General features: G+C 62.4%; 19 protein-coding genes and 1 CRISPR repeat array (1 of these 20 running past the window's edge). Of the genes, 15 read left to right on the top strand and 4 right to left on the bottom strand.

Annotated elements, in window-relative coordinates; genetic code table 11:
- Positions 1-2603: direct repeats of the CRISPR family, unit length 28 nt; unit sequence TTTCTGAGCTGCCTATTCGGCAGTGAAC (it extends 3066 nt beyond the left edge of the window).
- A gap of 188 nt (positions 2604-2791) precedes the next feature.
- The 3 genes from ACFOW7_RS09470 to ACFOW7_RS09460 form a co-directional block, all read right to left on the bottom strand.
- On the bottom strand, positions 2792-4576 hold the full coding sequence (locus ACFOW7_RS09470; RefSeq protein WP_378163483.1) for an acyl-CoA dehydrogenase: 1785 nt from the start codon (positions 4574-4576) through the stop codon (positions 2792-2794).
- Between the two features lie 141 nt (positions 4577-4717).
- Complete coding sequence (locus tag ACFOW7_RS09465; RefSeq protein ID WP_378163481.1) at positions 4718-5656, bottom strand: electron transfer flavoprotein subunit alpha/FixB family protein; 939 nt, start codon at positions 5654-5656, stop codon at positions 4718-4720.
- Positions 5657-6406 (bottom strand): electron transfer flavoprotein subunit beta/FixA family protein, encoded by a 750-nt coding sequence (locus ACFOW7_RS09460; protein WP_378163479.1) that lies wholly within the window; start codon positions 6404-6406, stop codon positions 5657-5659.
- Positions 6407-6766: 360 nt separating this feature from the next.
- Here ACFOW7_RS09460 and ACFOW7_RS09455 point away from each other — a divergent pair, with 360 nt between their 5' ends.
- The 12 genes from ACFOW7_RS09455 to gspK all read left to right on the top strand — a co-directional run bounded on the left by ACFOW7_RS09455 (position 6767) and on the right by gspK (position 15073).
- Positions 6767-7183, top strand: a complete 417-nt coding sequence (locus tag ACFOW7_RS09455) for a MaoC family dehydratase (protein WP_378163477.1) — start codon at positions 6767-6769, stop codon at positions 7181-7183.
- A 201-nt stretch (positions 7184-7384) separates the two neighbouring features.
- Positions 7385-8239, top strand: coding sequence for a formyltetrahydrofolate deformylase (purU, locus tag ACFOW7_RS09450; protein ID WP_378163475.1), 855 nt, complete (start codon positions 7385-7387; stop codon positions 8237-8239).
- Positions 8240-8257: 18 nt separating this feature from the next.
- Entirely contained in the window at positions 8258-9427 is a 1170-nt protein-coding gene (locus ACFOW7_RS09445; protein ID WP_378163472.1) for a GGDEF domain-containing protein, read from the top strand.
- 278 nt (positions 9428-9705) lie between these two features.
- Positions 9706-10086: a hypothetical protein gene (locus tag ACFOW7_RS09440; RefSeq protein ID WP_378163470.1), complete on the top strand. Its 381-nt coding sequence runs from the start codon at positions 9706-9708 to the stop codon at positions 10084-10086.
- A gap of 22 nt (positions 10087-10108) precedes the next feature.
- Entirely contained in the window at positions 10109-10705 is a 597-nt protein-coding gene (locus ACFOW7_RS09435; RefSeq protein WP_378163468.1) for a hypothetical protein, read from the top strand.
- Between the two features lies 1 nt (position 10706).
- Positions 10707-11915: a type II secretion system inner membrane protein GspF gene (gene gspF / locus ACFOW7_RS09430; protein ID WP_378163466.1), complete on the top strand. Its 1209-nt coding sequence runs from the start codon at positions 10707-10709 to the stop codon at positions 11913-11915.
- 6 nt (positions 11916-11921) lie between these two features.
- Positions 11922-12269: a nucleotide pyrophosphohydrolase gene (locus tag ACFOW7_RS09425; protein ID WP_378163464.1), complete on the top strand. Its 348-nt coding sequence runs from the start codon at positions 11922-11924 to the stop codon at positions 12267-12269.
- Positions 12269-12700, top strand: coding sequence for a type II secretion system major pseudopilin GspG (gspG, locus tag ACFOW7_RS09420; protein ID WP_378163461.1), 432 nt, complete (start codon positions 12269-12271; stop codon positions 12698-12700). The genes ACFOW7_RS09425 and gspG overlap by 1 nt, the downstream gene beginning before the upstream one ends.
- The gene (gene gspH, locus ACFOW7_RS09415; RefSeq protein ID WP_378163459.1) at positions 12697-13191 is read left to right on the top strand and encodes a type II secretion system minor pseudopilin GspH; all 495 of its coding nucleotides are present in this window, start codon (positions 12697-12699) and stop codon (positions 13189-13191) included. The genes gspG and gspH overlap by 4 nt, the downstream gene beginning before the upstream one ends.
- Entirely contained in the window at positions 13172-13567 is a 396-nt protein-coding gene (gene gspI, locus ACFOW7_RS09410) for a type II secretion system minor pseudopilin GspI (protein ID WP_378163457.1), read from the top strand. Before gspH ends, gspI begins: the two co-directional genes overlap by 20 nt.
- A complete protein-coding gene (gene gspJ / locus ACFOW7_RS09405) occupies positions 13557-14144 on the top strand; it encodes a type II secretion system minor pseudopilin GspJ (RefSeq protein WP_378163455.1) in 588 nt (195 codons plus the stop codon). Before gspI ends, gspJ begins: the two co-directional genes overlap by 11 nt.
- The gene (gspK, locus tag ACFOW7_RS09400) at positions 14141-15073 is read left to right on the top strand and encodes a type II secretion system minor pseudopilin GspK (protein ID WP_378163453.1); all 933 of its coding nucleotides are present in this window, start codon (positions 14141-14143) and stop codon (positions 15071-15073) included. Before gspJ ends, gspK begins: the two co-directional genes overlap by 4 nt.
- 83 nt (positions 15074-15156) lie before the next feature.
- On the opposite strand, the gene ompR is transcribed toward gspK, so the two are convergent.
- Complete coding sequence (ompR, locus tag ACFOW7_RS09395) at positions 15157-15882, bottom strand: osmolarity response regulator transcription factor OmpR (RefSeq protein ID WP_378163451.1); 726 nt, start codon at positions 15880-15882, stop codon at positions 15157-15159.
- A 192-nt stretch (positions 15883-16074) separates the two neighbouring features.
- On the opposite strand from ompR, the gene ACFOW7_RS09390 reads away from it, so the two are divergent.
- From ACFOW7_RS09390 to ACFOW7_RS09380, 3 genes are all read left to right on the top strand, one after another.
- Positions 16075-16665 (top strand): hypothetical protein, encoded by a 591-nt coding sequence (locus ACFOW7_RS09390; protein ID WP_378163448.1) that lies wholly within the window; start codon positions 16075-16077, stop codon positions 16663-16665.
- Positions 16643-17134: a hypothetical protein gene (locus ACFOW7_RS09385; protein WP_378163446.1), complete on the top strand. Its 492-nt coding sequence runs from the start codon at positions 16643-16645 to the stop codon at positions 17132-17134. Before ACFOW7_RS09390 ends, ACFOW7_RS09385 begins: the two co-directional genes overlap by 23 nt.
- Before the next feature lie 377 nt (positions 17135-17511).
- Complete coding sequence (locus tag ACFOW7_RS09380; RefSeq protein WP_378163444.1) at positions 17512-17883, top strand: response regulator; 372 nt, start codon at positions 17512-17514, stop codon at positions 17881-17883.
- The last annotated feature ends 3 nt before the right edge of the window (positions 17884-17886 follow it).

Below are 17886 nucleotides of genomic sequence, written 5' to 3'. Positions count from 1 at the left end.
GCTGCCTATTCGGCAGTGAACCAGAAGCGTTTAGCTGGGTTATTCGATGTAGTTTTCTGAGCTGCCTATTCGGCAGTGAACGCTAATGGGTCGTGAAATGGGAAATAGGGGATTTTCTGAGCTGCCTATTCGGCAGTGAACTCCCGGCACCGAAGAAGAGAAGATGGCGCCGTTTTCTGAGCTGCCTATTCGGCAGTGAACCTGGCTTGGGGAGTGTAGCCGGGAAATACGTCTTTCTGAGCTGCCTATTCGGCAGTGAACTTTGGTTTATCTTCCAGGAATATTTTTCTCGTTTTCTGAGCTGCCTATTCGGCAGTGAACGACAGACTCTCGAATTGAACGGCTCAGATTGCTTTCTGAGCTGCCTATTCGGCAGTGAACGGCGTGGTATACGTGGTATCGCCTGAAGCACTTTTCTGAGCTGCCTATTCGGCAGTGAACCTTGGAACGTAGGAACTTCTTCGGATTCGTCAATTTCTGAGCTGCCTATTCGGCAGTGAACAAGCAGTGAATCATGCTGTGATGGTGTTCAGTTTTCTGAGCTGCCTATTCGGCAGTGAACGCAAAAAAGTCATGTACTTGGATCAGGTTGGCTTTCTGAGCTGCCTATTCGGCAGTGAACAATTTTATGCGTTGATTACTCATATAGACATTTTTCTGAGCTGCCTATTCGGCAGTGAACATACGAAGTAGTTGACAAGCCGCTCGAGCTGATTTCTGAGCTGCCTATTCGGCAGTGAACGTAGTTGCCGCTGCCAACATATTTGAGGGATTTTTCTGAGCTGCCTATTCGGCAGTGAACCTAGGTTTCTGACGAAAAGAAAGGGTGAGCATTTTCTGAGCTGCCTATTCGGCAGTGAACGCGAAGTGGATCAGTACTGCGGCGAATGCCTTTTTCTGAGCTGCCTATTCGGCAGTGAACACTGCGTAATGCAAACCTTTTGCCGGAGAAATTTTCTGAGCTGCCTATTCGGCAGTGAACCTGAGGGCGATACGGTTACCATTTTGGTTGCCTTTCTGAGCTGCCTATTCGGCAGTGAACGATAAGCGGCGGTCATGTGGTTGGTGGGATCATTTCTGAGCTGCCTATTCGGCAGTGAACGCTTATTATCCTTCACACGCAATCCATTTGATTTTCTGAGCTGCCTATTCGGCAGTGAACGCAAATGGCTCAGATTGCCAGAGAATGGCAAGTTTCTGAGCTGCCTATTCGGCAGTGAACTGAGCCTCCATAGTAAGGCCATGCCCCGATCTTTTCTGAGCTGCCTATTCGGCAGTGAACGCCGCCCAACTTCGGGAAGCCGTACAGCCCATTTTCTGAGCTGCCTATTCGGCAGTGAACTCTGAAAAACTGGAACCGGCTTGGAAGTACAATTTCTGAGCTGCCTATTCGGCAGTGAACGTTTAAGGCAGCGTTGGTATCCCGATCATGTATTTCTGAGCTGCCTATTCGGCAGTGAACACCGTGGTCCCCTGGAGCTTGTTTCTCAGCAGTTTCTGAGCTGCCTATTCGGCAGTGAACGCCATGGCCAACGCCCGCGCAACCGAGCAGCATTTCTGAGCTGCCTATTCGGCAGTGAACCTATAGAACCGGTTATTGTACCGGCTGACGGTTTTCTGAGCTGCCTATTCGGCAGTGAACTATCCATGTGCGCTTCGGCGACTGGATTCCAGCTTTCTGAGCTGCCTATTCGGCAGTGAACGTTTCACGAAATAGTGCACGGGCCGAGCTGGTTTTCTGAGCTGCCTATTCGGCAGTGAACGCGGTCGGGCTGGAAAAATGAGCCGACGCACTTTTCTGAGCTGCCTATTCGGCAGTGAACTTGACTCGCTGCGGCAGCCTTATCGTCGCAAATTTCTGAGCTGCCTATTCGGCAGTGAACCCTCAGATCCTAATTGTTTGAGTTTTTCAATATTTCTGAGCTGCCTATTCGGCAGTGAACGCAGAATTGCCCACGCCGGCCAGCATGATTGATTTCTGAGCTGCCTATTCGGCAGTGAACCGGGAGCTGGGGCAGCCCCTTCAGCCGCAATTTTTCTGAGCTGCCTATTCGGCAGTGAACCGAATGATAAAGCCCCCGAGCTGCAATGGCCGTTTCTGAGCTGCCTATTCGGCAGTGAACAGGAGGCTTCGACGCTTCATCTTCGACGTCGTTTTCTGAGCTGCCTATTCGGCAGTGAACTGGCGGTCCAGCAGCGGGGCGTGCCTTGTCCGTTTCTGAGCTGCCTATTCGGCAGTGAACGTGGGCCAGCGCTATGACCTGGACCAGCGGCATTTCTGAGCTGCCTATTCGGCAGTGAACCGCGCAAGCGTATGCGGCGAAGTCCTGATACATTTCTGAGCTGCCTATTCGGCAGTGAACTTAATTCATTTCAGAAAACGCTGATGATATCCTTTCTGAGCTGCCTATTCGGCAGTGAACGTAGGCGGAGTAGACCAAGGCGTTGTAGCCTTTTTCTGAGCTGCCTATTCGGCAGTGAACACCAGCCCCGAAGCTCGGATTGTCGTCGCTCATTTCTGAGCTGCCTATTCGGCAGTGAACTCTTGAACAGGTCGAGCGCGGCATTCAGAGACTTTCTGAGCTGCCTATTCGGCAGTGAACTAGCCACTCTCTCAGCTAACTACTTGTTCCTACAGAAAAATATTACAGTTAGCTCCTCTCACCCCTCCTTGAAGCTGACTTTGTAACTTATTGATTTTTAAAGATTCCATGCCGTGGTCGGAAAAAAGGGTTTTTTCCTTCCTGTTCTTTAGATAGCAAAAAGGGGAGCTTCCCGCTCCCCTCTGGCTTTAGAACGCTGCTTCATCCAGCGCCAGCACGCTGTCAGAGCCTTGGAGCACGGCTTCGGCGAGACCGCTGACCTGGGGGAGCAGGTGTTGGGCGAAGAAGCGGGCGGTGATCAGCTTGGCTTGCAGGAAGGATTGATCGGCGTCCACCTCGTGCAGCTTCTGCTTGGCTACCAGCACAGCCCGGCCCATCTGCCAGCCGCCCAGTACCAGACCCATGATTTTCAGGAATGGCACCGAACCTGCTGCTACCGCCTTGGGATTATCATTGAACGATTCAACGATGAATTTTACGCATGCCTTGGCATCAGCAATCGCCCGGTGCAGCGGGGCAGCCATTTCAGGATAGCCAGCCGCTTCGAGCTTGGCCGCCGTAGCTTCGGCTTCGCCGAGCAGGGCGTAGGCGGTGGCGCCCTGTTCGCTGGCCGTCTTGCGGCCCACCAGGTCCATGGCCTGGATGCCCGTGGTGCCTTCATAGATCGCGGTAATCCGCGCATCGCGCAGATGCTGGGCTGCACCCGTCTCCTCGATAAAGCCCATACCACCGTGGATCTGCACACCGAGACTGGTCACTTCATTGACCTGCTCGGTATTCCAGCCCTTGACGACCGGAATCAGGAAATTGACCACTGCCTGCCAGCGCTGCTGCTCGGCCCGGTCAGGATGGCAGGCGGCACGGTCGAGGGCGGCGCCCGTGTAGTAGGTCAGGGCGCGTTGGGCTTCGATCTGGGCGCGCATGGTCATCAGCATCCGCCGTACATCGGGATGGCGGATGATCGGGGCCGGGGCCGGGTCGTCCGAGCCCAGTTCGCGGCTCTGTACCCGGTCACGGGCGTAGGAGACGGCCTGCTGGTAGGCACGCTCGGAAATCGCCATCCCTTCGACGCCGACGCCCAGACGGGCGTGGTTCATCATGGTGAACATATAAGCCAGGCCACGGTTGGGCTCGCCCACCAGGTAACCGATGGCTCCGCCTTCATCGCCATAGCTCATCACGCAAGTCGGGCTGCCGTGAATGCCGAGCTTATGTTCCAGCGAGACACAGCGCACATCGTTGCGCTGGCCCAGCCGGCCTTCGGTGTCGACCAGGAACTTCGGCACCACGAACAGCGAAATTCCTTTCACCCCGGCCGGCGCATCGGGCAGGCGGGCCAGCACCAGATGGACGATATTGTCGGCCATATCGTGCTCACCCCAGGTAATGAAGATCTTCTGGCCGCTGATCTTGTAGCTGCCGTCACCGACCGGCACGGCGCGGGTGCGGACCTGGGCCAGGTCGGAACCGGCTTGCGGCTCGGTCAGGTTCATCGTGCCCGGCCATTCGCCCGAGGCCATCCGCGGCAGGTACAGCGCCTTCATTTCCGGCGAGGCATGATGGTCGAGCGCTTCGATGGCGCCCAGTGTCAGCAGCGGACACAGGCTGAAGGCCACATTGGCGGCACACCACATTTCTTCGGTGGCCATCGCCACCAGCGCCGGCATGCCCTGGCCGCCGTGCTCGGTCGGTACGCGCAGGCCGATCCAGCCGTTTTCACAGAACTGGCGATAGGCTTCCTTGAAGCCCGGGGCGGTCGTGACCGTGCCGTTGTCGAGCCGGTTGCCGTGGCGATCGCCCACGCTGTTGAGCGGGGCTACCACGTCCTGGGCCAGTTTGGCCGCTTCTTCGAGGATGGCGTCGACCAGTTCGGGATTGGCGTCTTCATAGCCGGGCAGGGCGGCGACCTCGCTCAGTCCCGCGAGTTCGTTCAGAACGAAACGGATATCGTTGACGGGGGCTTGATAGCTCATGAGGATTCTCCTAGCGAGCGATTGATCGATAGCGCTTGCAGAAAAAACGGCCGCGTCGCGGCGGCCGTTGCAGTCGAGACCGAACCGGGCGGCAGGCGCCGCATGGCGGCCAGCCGGTTCGGGAGGGCGGTGGCCCGATGATTATTTGTCCAGTTCCTTGATCAGTTCGGGCACCACGCTGAACAGATCGCCCACCAGACCGTAGTCGGCCACCTGGAAGATCGGGGCTTCCTCGTCCTTGTTGATGGCGACGATCACCTTGGCGTCCTTCATCCCGGCCAGATGCTGGATCGCCCCCGAGATGCCGACCGCCACATAGAGCGAGGGGGCGACGATCTTGCCGGTCTGACCGACCTGGTAGTCGTTGGGGGCATAGCCGGCATCGACGGCGGCGCGGCTGGCGCCCACGGCAGCGCCGAGCTTGTCGGCCAACGGCTCCAGCACGGCGTGGAACTGTTCGCTCGAACCGAGTGCCCGGCCGCCCGAGACGATGATCTTGGCGGCAGTCAGCTCCGGCCGGTCGGACTTGGTCAGTTCCTGGCCCTTGAAGCTGGCCAGGCCCGTGTCGCTGCCCGCATCGATCGCTTCGACGGGGGCGCTGCCGCCAGTGGCGGCCACGGCGTCGAAGGCGGTGGTACGCACGGTCATCACCTTGATCGGGTCGATCGACTGCACCGTGGCGATCACGTTACCGGCGTAGATGGGGCGCTCGAAGGTATCGGCCGAGACGACGGCCGTCACATCGGACAGCTGGGCCACATCGAGCAGGGCCGCCACGCGTGGCAGGAAGTTCTTGCCGGAGGTGGTGGCGGGGGCCAGCACATGGCTGTAGGACTTGGCCAGATTGACCACCACCGGGGTGATGTTTTCCGCCAGTTGGTGGGCCAGATGCGGGGCATCGGCGACCAGGACCTTGGCGACGCCGGCGACGGCTGCGGCTGCCTGGGCGGCGCCGCTGCACTGATGGCCGGCCACCAGCAGATGGATATCGCTGCCGAGCTTCTGCGCGGCGGCGACGGTGTTGAGGGTGGACGCCTTGAGCGTCGCGTTATCGTGTTCGGCGATGACGAGAACGGTCATTTAGATCACCTTCGCTTCGTTCTTGAGCTTGGCGACGAGTTCGGCCACCGAAGCCACTTTGATGCCGGCCTTGCGCGACGGCGGATCGGACACCTTGAGCTGCTTGAGGCGCGGGCTCGGATCGACACCGAGTTCGGCCGGGGTCAGCTTGTCGAGCGGTTTCTTCTTGGCGGCCATGATATTGGGCAGCTTGACGTAGCGCGGCTCGTTGAGGCGCAGATCGGTCGTCACCACGGCAGGCAGCTTCAGGGCCACGGTTTCCAGGCCACCGTCGATTTCGCGGGTGACTTCTACCGAGGCGGCATCGAGCGCCACTTTGGAGGCGAAGGTGCCCTGCGGCCAGCCCAGCAGGGCGGCGAGCATCTGACCGGTCTGGTTGGCGTCGTCGTCGATCGCCTGCTTGCCGAGGATAAACAGCTGCGGCTGTTCGCGTTCAGCCACGACCTTGAGCAGCTTGGCGACGGCCAGCGGCTGCAACTGGGCATCGGTCTCGACGTGGATGGCACGGTCGGCACCCATGGCCAGCGCGGTACGGAGGGTTTCTTCGCACTGCTTGAGGCCGAGGCTCACTACCACCACTTCGCTGGCCTTGCCGGCTTCCTTGAGGCGGACTGCCTCTTCGACGGCGATCTCGTCGAACGGGTTCATCGACATCTTGGCGTTGGCGACATCGACATCGCTGCCGTCCGCCTTGCACCGCACCTTCACGTTGTAATCGACAACGCGTTTGACTGCGACTAAGACTTTCACGCTTCCTCCGCAGGGGTCGGATAAATCGGGGAATCGGTTATGGGCATAACCGGGCGCCGGAGCACCGGGCGTTGCAGCACGCGGTGTCGAACACCGCTTTGCCTACGCCGCGCCAGGGCGCGCTCAACGCGCAAGCATAGCACCGGCGGCCCCCGACCGTCTTGCCCGGGCCGGGCTTCGCCCGGCGCGCCCGGACTGGATTCGAACGCAAGGCTAGCACCGCCGCTTTCATTTAAACAAGCGTTTGATCTATGACTTGACGGGAAAAACACACCGGACTTGCGTTGCGACACTGATGTTGCCCTGCAACAATAAAGCGACGACCCGCCGGGTCGTATCCGACCAGTACAGGGGGAAGGTATGACGATCTATTTCGAGGACATCACGCTCGGCCAGACCGCTCAGTTCCGCAAGACAGTCACCGAAGCCGATGTGGTGCTGTTCGCCGGCATCACCGGCGACCATAACCCGGTCCACACCGACGAGGAATACGCCCGTGAGACACCGTTCAAAGGCCGCATCGCCCATGGCCTGCTGACTGCGAGTCTGGTGTCCACTGTGCTGGGCAATCAATTGCCGGGACCCGGCACCATCTATGTTTCCCAGATCATGCGCTTTACCGCGCCGGTGCATATCGGCGACACGGTCACCGCCAGTGTGCGGGTGACCACGCTCGATCCGGTACGGCACCGGGTTACGCTGGCGATCCGCTGCTCGGTTGCCGACACCACGGTGCTCGAAGGCGAGGCCGTGGTGATCGCGCCCCGGCGAGGGTGAGCAGGGTCTTATTGAATAAATAATCAGGACAACTACTTGCAAGACAGTTGGCTGGATAAAAAAGAAAAATAAATATTTTTCCAAAGTGAGGTGGAGGAGGGACAGTCTCGCGTTTTTATTGGGCCGGACAGCCGTCCGAGCATATTAGAATGAGGACAAATGCGGCGCCGCCGGCGCCCACCCTCGCCAAACAACCAACACATGACAAACACCGCCACACTGCTGATTTCCTGCCCAGACCGCAAAGGTCTGGTGGCAGCGATTGCCAATTTTCTCTACACCTATGACGCCAATATCCTGCATGCCGACCAGCACCAGGACGAGGCCGAAAATCTGTTCCTGATGCGGGTGGAGTGGGATCTGGCCGATTTCAAACTCGATATGAACGCCTTTTCGGCTGCGTTCCAGCCCATCGCCGAGCGGTTCTGCATGGATTGGCGCATCAAGCTGTCGAGCCGCAAATTCCGGATGGCGATTTTCGTGTCGCGCTACGACCACTGTCTGGTCGATCTGCTGCACCGCTGGCAGTCCGGTGAATTGCAGTGCGACATCCCGCTGATCATCTCCAACCACGAAGACTGCCGCCGCCATGCCGACTTCTACGGCATTCCCTACTATGTGATTCCGGTCGGCGGCAACAATAAGCGCGAGGCCGAAGCCCAGCAGCGGGCCCTGCTCGAGGAGCACGGCGTCGATCTGATCGTGCTGGCGCGCTATATGCAGGTGCTGTCGGCCGAATTCTGTGCGGCCTATCCGCGGCGGATCATCAATATCCACCACAGCTTCCTGCCCGCCTTCGACGGCGCCAAGCCCTACCACCGTGCCCATGAGCGCGGCGTCAAACTGATCGGTGCCACCGGCCACTATGTCACCGAGGTGCTCGACGACGGTCCGATCATCGAACAGGGGGTGATCCGGGTCTCGCACCGCGACACCATCGATGACCTGATCCAGAAAGGACGCGATCTCGAGCGCATGGTGCTGAGTCGCTCGCTGCGCTGGCACCTGGACCACCGCATCCTGGTCTGCGGCAAGAAGACGGTGATCTTCGACTAGCGGCCTTGGCCGCCCACCATGACCATCGATATCCGCACGCTGGCGCTATTGCTGCTGCTGACGCCGCTGTTCACCAGCGCCTTGTTTCTGCTGGCCAGTCGTGGGGTGGCGCGTCAGCCGGGTTCCTGGCAGTGGCTTGCCAGTGCCGCGGCCATGGTGGTGGGCTGGAGCCTGTTGCTGCTGCGCGGCACGATTGCCGACTGGCTCAGCATCTATGTGGCCAATGTCTGCTTCTTTTGCGCCCATGTCCTGATGCATGGCTCGCTCGCTGCGCTGCTCGGGACACGCCGGCTGGTCGTGGCGATCCGCTGGGTGGCGGTCGGCTGTGCGCTGGTGTTTCTGCTGGTCTATCTGGCCGGCGCCGAACTGGGGCAACGGGCGGCCTTTCTGGCGATGTGCACGGCACTGCTGACCGGCATCACCGCCCGCCTGATGCTGGCCGACAGCCGCAACCCGCCTCAGCCGGCGCGGCGGGCGCTGGGCTTGTGGTATCTGGGCTGCGCCACGCTGCACTGGCTGCGTCTGGCGATCTTTCTGGTCGAGCCGCAACAGGATCTGTTTGCGCCGCGTCTGGGCTCGGCCTTGTTGTTCCTGACGGTGTTCGCCACCGAGATCGGTGTGACCTACGGCTTTCCGCTGGTGTCGCGCGAGCGGCTGCTGCTCGAACTCGACCGCCGCGCCACCTTCGATGGTCTGACCGATACCTATAACCGCTTTGCCTTCGATACGGTGGCGCAAGCCTCGCTCGCCCGGCTGGGGCGCGAACACGAGGGGCTGGCGCTGCTGATGCTCGATCTCGACCATTTCAAGCAAGTCAACGACCGCCACGGCCATGCCGCCGGCGATGCGGTGCTGCGCCAGACCGCCGAGCGGCTGCGCGCCCAACTGCGCGTCGGCGATCTGTTGGGGCGCTATGGCGGCGAGGAATTCGTGGTGCTGCTGCCGGCGACCTCCGCCGCCGAAGCGATCGAAGTGGCCGAGCGCTTGCGGCAGGCAGTACGCTCCAGCCCGGTCGGCTATGGCGCCCAGTCGATCACGGTGACGATCAGCGTGGGCGTCGCCGCCACGGTCGAACCGGTGCTGCTGGAGCGGCTGTATCGGGCAGCCGATCTGGCCCTCTATAGCGCCAAGCGCGATGGGCGCGACCGGGTGGTGGTGGCGACCGACTATGGCACCGTAGTGACCTGAGGGACCGCTGCTCGCCAATGCAGTGGAAAAGCGCGATTCCCGGCTCGTCCACGATCCTGAGCGAGCCACACTGACCCAGAGGGTGGTTTGGGACAGGTCAATCGGAGCGGTGCCGTTGGCGTCCGGACGCAAAGCCTCTGGAGCGGCTGGAGCGGTCGTTGCACTGAACAATGTAAGACTGTGTAAATCGCGCGAGCGGACGGAGCGGGGCGCCGTGTTGGCCGTCTAAGCTGGGGGGGCGGTATGCCTGCCTGGTCTGTCTTGTTCGGAGAAACGCCATGAAAACCCTGTCCCTGCTGCTGGGTGCCGCCTTGCTGGGCGGCTGTGCCAATCTGCATAACGAGAGTCTGCTCGATGGTCGGCGTGAGTTCGGCCGAGCCGATATGCATCTTTATCCCGTCAAAGTGGTAGCGATTGACGGTAAATCGGTGATCAGCGACGACCCGGTGCGTGCCGAGGCCGGTGAGCGTCGTCTGAAGCTGATCACGGCCCCGGTGGGGGGGTTTTATCTGCCGCCCGAGAAGGTGGTGCCGTTTACCATAGCGCCTTGCAAGCGCTACTATCTCGCCGCCAGACGAGATAGTCCCCTGCAACAGGATTTCGAGCTGGTGGTGCAGGATGTCGAGCCGCTGGCGGGCTGCGACACCCAGGCGCCCTGATCCCGGCCACTGACTCCACCGCATGCGCAAACTGCTTACCGACGCCTTCGAGATCGCCTGTTTCCGTATCCGTCCGCTCGACCACTACGTCTATCCGTTCTGGCAACCGATGCTGTGGTTGAGCCTGATCTCCGCCGTACCGGTGCTGACCGGTGCCTTGCAGGCATCACTGCCCGAGCGCCTGCTGTTTTTCGAGCTGCTGGGCTGGGCCCAGGTGCTGCTGTTGACGATCTTCCTGTCGTGGTGGCTGCGGCTGGGCCAGCGTTGGAAGGGAGAAGGCAGCCTGTTCCCGCTGACGGTGCTCTGCCATAGCTCGGCCCTGCTGCTGGTGCTGGCGCCCGTCCTGGAAACGGGCGCCTTTCTGTTGTTCAAGGCGGCCTTGTCGATCTATCAGGTGGTGCTGCTGGTGGTGGCGCTCAGCCGGGCCACCGGGGTGACGCGTGGCCATGTGGCGATTGGTCTGCTGGCGTCGGCGCCGACCATCTTGCTGGTGCTGCTGATTTCGCAGCAGTTTCTGCTCCAGTCGGGCTGGAGTCCCACCCTGAACCGTATGGCGGCCGAGGTCGAAGCGGCCCGCCAGAGCGGGCGGCCGCAGCCGCCCACGCCGGAGGCGCGCTGAGATGGCCGGTTTCCGTTTCCAGGCGCTCGACGAGCGCGGGCGCACCATAGAAGGGGTGGTCGAGGCCGACACCCTGAAGCTGGCCCGGACCCAGTTGCGCGAGCGCGGTCTATGGGTATCCGAGCTGGCCGAATTGAGCGGTGGCGAAGCCGGCGAGCGCAAGAACAGCCGGGTCAGCCTGTCCACCACCGATCTGGCGCTGATCACCCGGCAATTCGCCACTTTGCTCGACGCCGGTCTCACCATCGAACAGGTGCTGACCGTGCTGATCGAGCAGGCCGAAGTCAATCGGGTGCGCGATGTGCTCGCTGCGGTGCGCTCCGATATTCTGGCCGGCTCGCCGCTGTCGGCGGCGCTGGCCCGTTTTCCCCGTGTTTTTCCCGAGCTCTACCGCACCATCGTCCGCGCCGGCGAAGAGTCGGGCCGTGCCGCCGCCGTGATGCGCCGGTTGGCCGACTATATCGAAGCACGCCAGGCGCTGGCGGCCAAGGTCGGGGTGGCCTTCGTCTATCCGGCCGTGGTGCTGGCCGTGTCGGTGCTGGTGATCGTCGGCATGCTGACCTGGGTGGTGCCGCAGATGGTGACGGTATTCCAGAGCGCCAAGCAGACGCTGCCGCTGTTGACCCGGGCGCTGCTGTGGCTGTCGGCGGGGCTGCGCCAGTATGGCTATCTATGGCTGATCGCCCTGACCGGCGCCGGCGTGGCGCTGCATTTCGCCTGGCGTAACGAGGGCTTTCGCCGCGCCCTCGATGCGCTGCTGTTGCGGCTGCCCTTGCTGGGCCGGCTCAACCGGGCCGGCAATACCGCGCGGCTGGCCAGTACCCTGTCCATCCTGGTCGGCAGCGGCGTGCCGCTGTTGACGGCGATGAACGCCGCCGCCGGGGTGGTCGGCAACCGCGTGCTGCGCGAGGCGGTGTCCGATGCGCTGCGCGATGTGCGCGAAGGCGCGGCGCTGTCCACGGCGCTTGGCCGCAGCAAGCTGTTTCCGCCCGTGCTGGTCCATCTGATCGCCAGCGGCGAGGCAAGCGGCCGGCTTGAGGCGATGCTCGACAAGGCGGCGCAGCAGCAGACCGGCGAACTCGAACAGCGCGTCGCCACCTTCACCAGCCTGCTTGGCCCGGCCATGGTGCTGATCATGGGCGTGTCGGTGCTGCTGATCGTGCTGGCGATCCTGCTGCCGGTATTTGAAATGAACCAACTGGTGAAATAAGCCTCGATGAACGACGCCGATACCACGCTGGCCGAGCTGCGCGAACTGGTGCGCCGCTTTGTGGCTGCCCGTCACTGGGAAAGCGCCCATCAGGGCAAGAATCTGGCCATGAGCATCGCCATCGAAGCGGCCGAGCTGATGGAGCACTTCCAATGGCACAGCAACGACGCCGGGCTCGATCCCGCCGAGCGGGCGGCGATTGCCGAGGAAGTGGCCGATGTGGCGATCTACACCCTGAGTTTCTGTAACCGGCTGGGGATCGACCTGGCCGCGGCCATTGCTGCCAAGGTAGCCAAGAACGAAGTCCGTTTCCCGATTGCGGGGGCAGCCAGCCAACTTAGCGAGGAGTCCTGATGAACCGTCCGTCCCGTCGCCGCGCCCGCGGCTTTACCCTGATCGAAATCCTGGTGGTGGTGGCCATTCTGGCCATCCTGGGCGCCTTGATCGTGCCGCGCATCATGAGCCGGCCCGACGAGGCGCGGGTCAGCGCCGCCAGACTCGATATCCAGGCGCTGGTGCAGTCGCTCAAGCTCTACAAGCTCGACAACGGTGTCTATCCCACGACCGAACAGGGTCTGAAAGCGCTGGTCGAGAAGCCGACCACCGGCCAGATTCCGACCAACTGGAAAGCCTATCTCGACAAGCTGCCGCAAGACCCGTGGGGCCACGATTATCTCTACCTCAACCCCGGTCTGAAAGGCGAGATCGATGTGATGAGCTATGGCGCCGACCGTCAGTCGGGCGGCGAAGGGTATAACGCCGATATCGGGTCCTGGATGCTGTGAACCCCAGGCGGCGCGGCCCGGCGGGCTTTACCCTGATCGAGGTGCTGGTGGTGCTGGTGATTGTCGGCGTGATCGTGACGCTGGCGGCGGTGCGCTTTGGCGAAAGCGACGGCAGCCGGCTCGGCCGTGAGGCCGAACGGCTGGCCGCCTTGCTTGAAGTCGCCAGCGACGAGGCCATCGCCAGCGGCACTACCCTCGGGTGGCGTCCCGATGGGCGTGGTTACCGGTTCTGGAAACGTCAGGGCAACACCTGGCTGCCGCTCGACGATAACGAAACCCTGCGGCCGCGCGAACTGCCTGAAGGGATGCTGATCGACGAGGTCCGGGTCAATCTGGTGCCGCTTGCCGACGAGGAACGGGTGGCGTTCGCCCCGTCCGGCGTCAATGCGCCGTTCAGCCTGCGTCTGCGTGGGCCGGGCGGCGAACGCCGGCTCCAGGCCGATGCCGTGGGCCGGATCGAGGAGACCGCCAGTGTCGCGCCGGCCTCTTAAGCCCAGGCGTCTGAGCGGGCGCGGTTTTACCCTGATCGAAGTGCTGGTCGCGCTCGCCGTGATCGGCATTGCGCTCGCCGCGGCCGTGCGTGCCACCATGGGCGTGGTTGACGGCTCGATGGCCTTGAAGCGCCATGTCGCCGCGGGCTGGGTGGCGCAGAACCGGCTCAACCTTTATCTGGCGCGCAGTGAATTTCCCGACGTGGGCAGCAGCGAAGGCAATGAAAGCCAGGCCGGCATGGCGTTTACCTGGCGCGCCACGGTGTCGGAGACGCCCAATCGGGCTTTTCGCCGGGTGGAAATCCAGGTGTTTCCGCAAGACCGGTTCGACCACGCCGATGCGGTGCTGGTGGGGTTTATCGCCAATGTCCCGTAAAGCGCGCCGCAATCGTGGCTTTACCCTGATCGAACTGTTGGTGGCGATGGCGGTATTCAGCGTACTGGCCGTGGTCGCTTACAAAGGGGTGGAGCGGATGGCGCTGACCAAACAGGCGCTCGATGCCGACAACCGGCGCTGGCGTGAGCTGACCCTGGTGATGGGGCGGTTCGAGGAAGATATCGGTCAGGTCGCCAACCGGCACTGGCGCGATGAAGGCGGGCTGACCCAGCCGCCCTTGCGCGGCGCTGCCGGTGGCGTCGATGCCAACGGCGCCCAGCTCGAACTGGTGCGTTTCGATGGCGGCAAGCTGGTCCATCTGGGTTACCGGCTGCGCCAGGGACGGCTCGAAATGCTGCTGTGGGACAGCCTCGATCTGGCGCCGCGTACCGAGCCGCAGGTGCTCAAGCTGCTCGACGGGGTCGAGCGCATGGACCTGCGCTTTTTCGACGACCGGGGCCAGTGGCAGTTGAGCTGGCCGCAAGGGGTCAGCGCCAGGACGCCGCCGCGTGCGGTCGAAGTCAAGCTGACCCTGAGCGACGGTCGTACCGTGCAAAGACTGGTGGCGCTGCCATGAAGCCCTCGCGTCGCCGCCAGCGCGGCATGGCCATCGTCACCGCCGTCGCCGTCGCGGCCCTGGTGGCCGCTCTGGCGTCTTTCATGGCCTGGCGCTTTGGCCTGTGGCTGCGTCAGGTCGACAACCAGCACGATATGGCCCAGGCGCGCATCGTGGCCCGGGCGGCGGTCAATCTGGCGCGGCTGATGCTCCAGAGCGACGCCCGCCGCAACGATATCGTCGACCATGCCGGCGAAACCTGGGCCATGCCCATCCCCAGCCTGCCCGTTGAAAAAGGCACCGTGGGCGGGCGAATCCTCGATGCCCAGGGCCGTTTCAATCTCAATAATCTGGTGCGCAGCGGAGTGGTCAGCGGTCCCGACCTCGAAGCCTATCAGCGGCTGCTGGCCCAGCTGGGACTGCGCGAAGAGCTGGCCATGGCCCTGGTCGATTGGATCGATGCCGACGATCGCACCCACTTTCCCGGCGGGGCGGAGGATCAGGAGTACCTGTCCCGCGACAACCCCTACCGCACCAGCAACCGTGAACTGTTCGATCTGGCCGAGCTGGCCCGGGTACAGGGCTATACCCCCGAAGTGGTGGAGCGGCTCGAACCGTTTGTCACGGCCTTGCCGCAGGCAACCACGGTCAATGTGAACTTCGCTCCGGCCGAGGTGCTGATGGCGCTGCTGCCCGGACTCGATCTGCCGACCGCCCAGTCGCTGGTGCGGCAGCGCGAGACCGAGCCGTTTCTGCAACTGTCCCAATTCACCGCTGCCTTGCCGCCGGCACTGGCCGATCTGGTGACGGCGGACAAGCTGTCGGTGACGACGCGCTATTTTTATACCGACGCCGATGCCCGCTTTGGCCGGGTCAGTCTGTCGTATCGGGCGCTGGTCGAGCGTTTCAACGATCAGGTGCCGCGGATAGTATGGATGAAACGTAAATAGGAATTTTTTAAGAAATCCTTATATAGCGCTTCATTTCTTGCGGTAAATTTTCCGGTTATTTTATTTTTTCATCGACTGCGCTGTCAGCGCTTACCGCCATCGGGCACGAACACATAGCCAAAGCCCCAGACGGTCTGGATATAGCGCGGCTCGCTGCTGGCGTCTTCGATCAGCTTTCTGAGCCGCGACACCTGCACATCGATACTGCGGTCGAATGCCTCGTGTTCGCGGCCGCGAGCCAATTCCATCAGGCGTTCGCGCGAGAGTGGCTGGCGCGGATGCGAGGCGAGGACGCGCAACAGGGCGAATTCGGCGTTGGTCAGTGCAATCGGCTCGCCATGGCGGCTCAGGCGCCGGTTGGCGACTTCGAGCCGGAAGCCGTCGCCGAATTCGTAAATCTCGCCTTCCGTCAACGGAGCGGCCAGCGCCGACGGCTCCTTATGCCGGCGCAGCACCGCATTGATGCGGGCCAGCAGTTCGCGTGGATTGAAGGGTTTGGGTAGATAGTCATCGGCCCCCATTTCAAGGCCGATGATGCGGTCGATATCGTCGCCGCGCGCGGTCAGCATGATGACCGGGATGCTGTCGCCCTGGGCACGCAGCCGGCGGCAGACGGCCAGACCGTCTTCGCCGGGCAGCATCAGATCGAGCAGCAGCAGGCTGGGCCGGTTGCGTTGCAGCCGGGTTTCCAGCCGGCTGGCGTCTTCGAAGGCTTCGACCGAAAAGCCCTGTTCATTGAGATAACGTTGCACCAGCTCACGCAGGCGCGGGTCGTCGTCGATCAGCAGGATTTTCTTGTTGGCGTTCATGGCAGGCAGTGTAGTGCCTGGCGTGCCCGGCCGGCGCGGCAAATGGCCGGGCAAATGTAAATAAGGTTTACCGGCGTGCACTGGCGCTACCGCCGTTTACAATTGGCCGCCTGCGCCGCATGGTTGGGAAACGTCTGCGGACTAAAGTGGCGGACAGTTCAACACCTGTTCCCCACTGACGGAGTGACACCGATGAAAAAACCGCTGACCCTGGCCGCCCTGTTTGCCACCCTGCTGACCCCGGCCGCGCTGGCCCAGTCCGAGGCCGAACGCCATCCGCATCATGGCGAGCGTGCCGCCATCCATCAGGCGATGCGCGAAGGACTGCTGACCGAGGCTGAACTGGCCACCTTGAAACATGAGCGTGACGCCCTCAAGAGCAAGATGCAGTCGTTTCGCAGCGACGGCCAGCTCGACGATGAGGAAAAAGCCATCCTGAAGCGCGAGCGCCGGGCGCTGCACGAGCATGCCAAAGCGCTGATCGCCAATGCCGACCGTGGTGCGCCGATCATGCCGCCCCATCATGAAGACCGGATGGCCCTGCGCAAAGCCATGGCCGAAGGACTGCTGACCCGCAGCGAACTCGACACCTTAAAGCGCGAACGCGAGGCGATCCGTGCCAAGCTGAGCACTTTCCGCGCTGACGGCCAACTGGACGAGCAGGAAAAGGCCGAACTCAAGCGCGCCCGCGAAGCGCTGCGCGAACACGCCAAGGCGCTGATTGCCAATAGCGAACGCGGCGAGCCGATCAAGCCACACCATGGCCGTTTCGAGAAAGCCTGAAGCCGTGCCCGGGCGCCTGTGCCGCTGGTTCTGCCTGCTGGCAGTGCTGGCGCCCGCTGCCCTGGCCGGGTCCGTCCATCCTGCGGGCGGGCCGCCGCCCCGTCCGCCCGAGCCTGTCGAAGGCCCAGGTCATCCCTCGTTCAAACATCGTGAACTGCGGTTGCGCGAAGCCTTGCGCAATGGCGACATCACGCCCGAAGAAGCCGCCGAAATCCGCCGGCAGCGCCAGGAGCGTCGCGCCGAACGGCTCGAGCGGCTGCGCCGGCTGAGAGAGATCGACAGCGCCTTGCAGCAGGGCAATCTGTCGCCGCTCGAACAAGCCGAATTGCGCCAGCAACGCCAGCGGCTCCATGCCGAACAACTCGAAGCCATCGAGCGGCTGCGTGCCCGTCGCGCGCTGCTTGAGGCCAGCCGGGCGGCCCCGCAGGCCAGCCCCACGCCGACTCCCCCTCCGCCACGCGATCGCTGAGTGCTGTTTTTTGGCTGAAATAAAAAATTCGGCAAAATAATAGCAAGCGTTGTTGCTGTTAAAAAAACTAAATAAAAAATAAATGCGGAAATTACTGGGTGCCCATGCCAAACGGCAGCGGACCCGGCGCCTGCCGCCTTTTCCCCGCAGCCCGGATTTCCAGCAACTAGAATGGGATGGACCGCCGCGCCGGTCGGCCGGCTGGGCGGCTCGGGCGGCGGTGCCGGCTGGCAACCGTGACTGCCCTACCCGTGGAAGTCCGGCGAGGCTGCCGGGCGCTGGCGTCGACATGGGGTCGCGTCGGATGGGAACGTCAGGCCCGCCACCCGAGCGGGAACGGAACCGGGCAACTGCCCACGATGCTGAATAGCGGGACTATGTCCAAGACCATCCTGATCGTCGACGACTCCGCCAGTCTGCGCCAGGTCGTCCATATCGCCCTGACCCAGGCCGGTTACGAGGTGATCGAAGCCTGCGACGGGCTGGACGGCCTGGCCAAGCTCGACGGCCGCCGTATCCATCTGATCATTTCCGACGTCAATATGCCCAATATGGACGGCATCTCCTTCGTCCGGGCGGTACGGCAGCATCCGGATTATCGTTTCACCCCGATCGTGATGCTGACCACCGAGGCGCAGGAGGACCGCAAGCGCGAAGGTCAGATGGCCGGCGCCCGCGCCTGGGTGGTCAAGCCGTTCCAGCCTGAGCAGATGCTCAAGGCAGTGGCCAAGCTGGTGTTACCCGACTGAACG

The sequence above is a fragment of the Chitinimonas lacunae genome (assembly GCF_042650885.1).
GTDB lineage: Bacteria > Pseudomonadota > Gammaproteobacteria > Burkholderiales > Chitinimonadaceae > Chitinimonas_A > Chitinimonas_A lacunae.
This window is presented reverse-complemented; position numbering and strand designations above follow the sequence as displayed.